The following is a 3,346-nucleotide window of genomic DNA, read 5'->3' on the forward strand; positions in this document are numbered from 1 at the left end:
CCGCCCACCATCTCCCAGACGCTGCTGGATCATCCGGACCGGGCCGAATACGACCTGAGTTCGCTGCGGTTCGCGGTGACCGGCGCGGCGACGGTGCCGGTGGTGTTGATCGAGCGGATGCAGACCGAACTCGACATCGACATCGTGCTGACCGCCTACGGGCTGACCGAGTCCGCCGGGTTCGCCACCATGTGCCGCGCCGACGACGACGCGGTCACGGTGGCCACCACCTGCGGGCGACCGATCGCCGACTATGAACTGCGCGTCGGTGAGCACGGCGAGGTGCTGCTGCGCGGCGCCAACATCATGCTCGGCTACCTCGACGACCCCGACGCCACCGCCGCGGCGATCGACGCCGACGGGTGGTTGCACACCGGCGATGTCGGGCAGCTCGACCACGCCGGCAACCTGCGCATCACCGACCGGCTCAAGGACATGTACATCTGCGGTGGGTTCAACGTCTACCCCGCCGAGATCGAGCAGGTGCTGGCCCGGCTGGACGGGGTGGCCGACGCGGCGGTGATCGGCGTGCCCGACGAGCGGCTCGGCGAGGTGGGCAAGGCGTTTGTGGTCCGCCGGGCCGGATCCGGGCTCGACGAGGCGGCCGTGATCGCCTACGCCCGCGAGCATTTGGCGAACTTCAAGGCACCGCGATCGGTGGCCTTTGTGGATGCTTTGCCGCGCAATCCCGGCGGCAAGGTGGTCAAACCACTATTACGAGAGTGGGCGTGATGGACCTGAATATTGACGACGAGGTTGCGGAGTTCCGGGCCGAAGTCCGCGACTTCCTGGCGGCCAACCGGGCGTCGTTCCCGACGAAGTCCTACGACACCGCCGAAGGGTTCGAACAGCACCGCCGGTGGGACAAGGTGCTTTTCGACGCCGGACTGTCGGTGATCGCCTGGCCGAAGAAATACGGCGGCCGCGACGCCACCCTGCTGGAGTGGGTGGTGTTCGAAGAGGAGTACTTCCGTGCCGGGGCGCCGGGGCGGGCCAGCGCCAACGGCACCTCGATGCTGGCGCCGACCCTGTTCGCGCACGGCACCGAGGAACAGCTCGACCGCATCCTGCCGAAGATGGCCAGCGGCGAGGAGATCTGGGCGCAGGCCTGGTCGGAGCCGGAGTCCGGCAGCGACCTGGCGTCGCTGCGGTCGACGGCCACCCAGGTCGACGGCGGCTGGAAGCTCAACGGGCAGAAGATCTGGAGTTCGCGGGCGGTGTTCGGGGAGAAGGCGTTCGGGCTGTTCCGTTCGGACCCGACCGCCGAACGGCACCGCGGCCTGACCTACTTCATGTTCGACCTGAAAGCCGACGGCGTCACGGTGCGCCCGATCGCCCAGCTCGGCGGGGACACCGGGTTCGGCGAGATCTTCCTCGACGACGTGTTCGTGCCCGACGCCGATGTCATCGGCACCGTCCATGAGGGGTGGCGCGCGGCGATGAGCACGTCGAGCAACGAGCGCGGCATGTCGCTGCGCAGCCCGGCCCGGTTCCTGGTCGGGGCCGAGCGGCTGGCGCAGGCCTGGAAAACCGACCGGGACCCCGCGTTCGGGGACCGGGTCGCCGATGCCTGGATCCAGGCGCAGGCCTACCGGCTGCACACGTTCGGCACCGTCACCCGGTTGGCCGCCGGCGGCGAGCTGGGTGCGGAATCCTCGGTGACCAAGGTGTTCTGGAGCGACCTGGACGTCGCGCTGCACCAGACCGCGCTGGACCTGCGCGGCGCGGACGGCGAACTGGCCGATTCCTGGACCGACGGCTACCTGTTCGCGCTCGGCGGCCCGATCTACGCCGGCACCAACGAGATCCAGCGCAATATCATCGCCGAGCGGCTGCTGGGCCTGCCCCGGGAGAAGAAGTGAAATTCGATCTAGACCAAGAGCAGCGGGATTTCGCGGCCAGCATCGACGCCGCGCTGGCCGCCGCCGACGTGCCGTCCGCGGTGCGGGCCTGGTCCGGCGGCGACACCGCGCCGGGCCGCAAGGTGTGGGCGCAGCTGGCCGAGCTGGGCGTCACCGCCCTGGTGGTGCCGGAACGCTTCGACGGGCTGGCCGCGCACCCGGTGGATCTGGTGGTGGCCGCCGAACGGTTGGGCCGCTGGTGTGTGCCCGGCCCGGTCACCGAATCCATTGCGGTGGCACCGGTGCTGCTGGCCGACGACCAGCGCGCCGCGGCGCTGGCCGCCGGTGAGCTGATCGCCACCGTCGCGTTGCCGCCGCGGGTGCCGCGGGCGGTGGACGCCGATACCGCCGGGCTGGTGCTGCTGGCCGGCGACGGCCGGGTCCGCGACGCGCAGCCCGGGGCCCGCCACGACTCCGTCGACCCGGCCCGCCGGCTGTTCGAGGTCACCGCATCCGGTGACGGGCACGCCGCCGACACCGACCGGGCCTACGAGTTCGGTGCGCTGGCCACCGCCGCGCAGCTGGTCGGCGCCGGGCAGGCGCTGCTGGACGCGGCGGTCGACTACGCCAAACAGCGCACCCAGTTCGGCCGGGTGATCGGCTCCTACCAGGCGATCAAACACAAGCTGGCCGATGTGCACATCGCGCTCGAGTTGGCCCGCCCGCTGGTGTACGGGGCCGCGCTGGCGCTCGCCGACGAATCGGCCGATACCGCCCGCGATGTCAGCGCCGCCAAGGTGGCGGCCGCCGAGGCCGCGCTGCTGGCCGCCCGGTCGGCGTTGCAGACCCACGGCGCCATCGGTTTCACCGCCGAACACGACCTGTCGCTGTGGCTGCTGCGGGTGCAGGCGCTGCGGGCGGCGTGGGGTGACCCGGCCGCCCACCGTCGCCGCGTATTGGAGGCGCTGTGAGTGACGAACGGGAGCTGCTGCGCCAGACCGTCGCCGCGCTGGTCGACAAGCACGCCGGCCCGGAGGCGGTGCGGGCGGCGATGGAATCGGAGCGCGGCTACGACGGGTCGCTGTGGCAGCTGCTGTGTGAGCAGGTCGGGGCCGCCGCGCTGGTGGTGCCCGAGCGGTTCGGCGGCGCCGGTGGCGAGTTGGCCGACGCCGCGGTCGTGCTTGAGGAGCTGGGCAAGGCGCTGGTGCCCACCCCGCTGCTGGGCACCACGCTGGCCGAGCTGGCCCTGCTGGCCGCGGCCGAGCCGGACACCGAGGCCCTGGAGCGGCTGGCCGAGGGCGCCGCGCTCGGCGCGGTGGTCTTCGACCCCGAGTATGTGATCAACGGCGATGCCGCCGTCATCGCCGTGCACGCCGGCGGGACCCGGGTCACCGGGGGGGCGCCGGCCGCCGTTATAGAACTCTGCAGCGGCCGGCGGGCGCTTAGGGGGAGGGCGAGGTGGGGGGGGGGGTGGGGTGGTCTGTGGTGTGTTGGTCTGTGCTGTG

At 71.8% G+C, this 3,346-nt stretch carries 4 protein-coding genes; all 4 read left to right on the forward strand.

The genetic code is table 11. From position 1 onward, the window contains the following. The coding region (locus BKN37_RS26500) for an AMP-binding enzyme (protein ID WP_165618406.1) at window positions 1–732 on the forward strand (732 nt) is incomplete at its 5' end. After that, window positions 732–1,862, forward strand: a complete 1,131-nt coding sequence (locus BKN37_RS26505; protein WP_071030219.1) for an acyl-CoA dehydrogenase family protein — start codon at window positions 732–734, stop codon at window positions 1,860–1,862. The genes BKN37_RS26500 and BKN37_RS26505, both read left to right, overlap by 1 nt. After that, on the forward strand, window positions 1,859–2,812 hold the full coding sequence (locus BKN37_RS26510) for an acyl-CoA dehydrogenase family protein (RefSeq protein WP_071030217.1): 954 nt from the start codon (window positions 1,859–1,861) through the stop codon (window positions 2,810–2,812). The genes BKN37_RS26505 and BKN37_RS26510 overlap by 4 nt, the downstream gene beginning before the upstream one ends. Continuing rightward, window positions 2,809–3,346: acyl-CoA dehydrogenase family protein (locus BKN37_RS26515; RefSeq protein ID WP_131823714.1), on the forward strand; the 538-nt coding region annotated here is incomplete at its 3' end. The genes BKN37_RS26510 and BKN37_RS26515, both read left to right, overlap by 4 nt.

This window comes from Mycobacterium talmoniae (assembly GCF_001854525.1).
Lineage (GTDB): Bacteria > Actinomycetota > Actinomycetes > Mycobacteriales > Mycobacteriaceae > Mycobacterium > Mycobacterium talmoniae.

Bases quoted from the DNA above. Each gene is read 5' to 3' on its own strand.
- BKN37_RS26505 (WP_071030219.1), top strand. From the start codon at position 732: ATGGACCTGAATATTGACGACGAGGTTGCGGAGTTCCGGGCCGAAGTC.